The 1,275-nt window shown below is 45.1% G+C and carries 1 protein-coding gene and 1 pseudogene; both read right to left on the bottom strand.

The genetic code is table 11. From position 1 onward, the window contains the following. A partial coding sequence (locus tag ACTXGO_RS14000; protein ID WP_443574947.1) for a putative DNA modification/repair radical SAM protein occupies positions 1–1,019 on the bottom strand: 1,019 nt, incomplete at its 3' end. 169 nt (positions 1,020–1,188) lie between these two features. Further along, positions 1,189–1,275 (bottom strand): annotated as a pseudogene (gene greA / locus ACTXGO_RS13995) (transcription elongation factor GreA); the annotation flags it as partial.

Genomic DNA, 1,275 nt, shown 5'->3' with positions numbered 1-1,275 from the left:
ATCATGTCATAGCTTGCGGTTTGAATATTGACCGGAAAATGCTCGCGATGACGTATCGCCCAAGCCAGCTTTGGATCACAGTCTAAGTCCAAAAATGGGGATTCAGGCTCGACAATTTCGTGCGCACCGAAACCATAAAAACGCATGAGCCAATCAGCCTGATATAGACGGTTCTCGCGTACCATAGGGACAGGCGTGCCAATCGCTGGCAGACGAGTGTCAGAGAGCATCGGTACATAGCCTGAGTAGTAAACACGCTTGAGATCATACTCTTTATAAAAATGGCTAGACAGCTGAATCACTTGCAAATCTGTCTCATTGCTTGCACCGACAATCATCTGACTGGTTTGACCCGCTGGCGTGAATTTCGGTGCTTTTTTATGCTTTTTTTGGCTCTCGCGGATGGTGATAATTTCAGTCTTTACCGTTTCCATCGGCGCTTTTAATTCGTCATGCGATTTTTCAGGGGCAAGCAGTGCCAAACCTGATTTGGTCGGTATTTCAATATTGACGCTTAGGCGATCCGCGTACAGACCTGCTTCTAATAAAAGCTCTTTTGAGGCCCCAGGAATGGTCTTTAGATGAATATATCCATTAAAGCGCTCGCGAGTACGCAGTATCTTGGCAACCTCGACCAGACGCTCCATCGTGTAATCGCCACTCTTAAAAATACCTGAGCTTAAAAATAGCCCTTCGATATAGTTACGACGATAAAACTGCATGGTGAGATCGACCACTTCTTCAACACTAAAAGCCGCGCGCGGGGTATCGTTGCTTTTACGCGAGGTGCAATATGCACAATCATAAATACAATGATTGGTCAGCAAAATTTTGAGCAGGCTGACGCAGCGACCGTCTTCGGTATAGCTGTGACAGATACCTGTGGCTGAAGCATCACCCAAACCGCCGCCTTGATTTTTGCGCGTGCCAGCGGATGAGGAGCAAGACACATCGTACTTGGCCGCATCGGCCAAGATGTTGAGTTTGCCTTGAAGTCTTTCGTAATTGATGGTTGCCATAGAGGAGATTACCCATTCATTAGTAGGGTACTATTTTACCAAATTACGCGGTAAGTCTTTGTATTTATTACAGAATTGATAGCTCTATACGACAACGGTTGTCGCATAAAAAAACCTCAAATTTTTTGAGAAAAATTTGAGGTAGTTCAACTAACAACGATAATAAAGTCTAGTCATAAATCACTTTCATGATCTCATACTCGACCACGCCTTTTGGCGTTTCGATACGGGCTTCGTCACCCTCAGACTTGCCAAT

The sequence above is a fragment of the Psychrobacter sp. T6-1 genome (assembly GCF_052258445.1).
The sequence above is the reverse complement of the archived record's forward strand: the minus strand, read 5'-3'. Positions and strand labels throughout refer to the sequence as shown.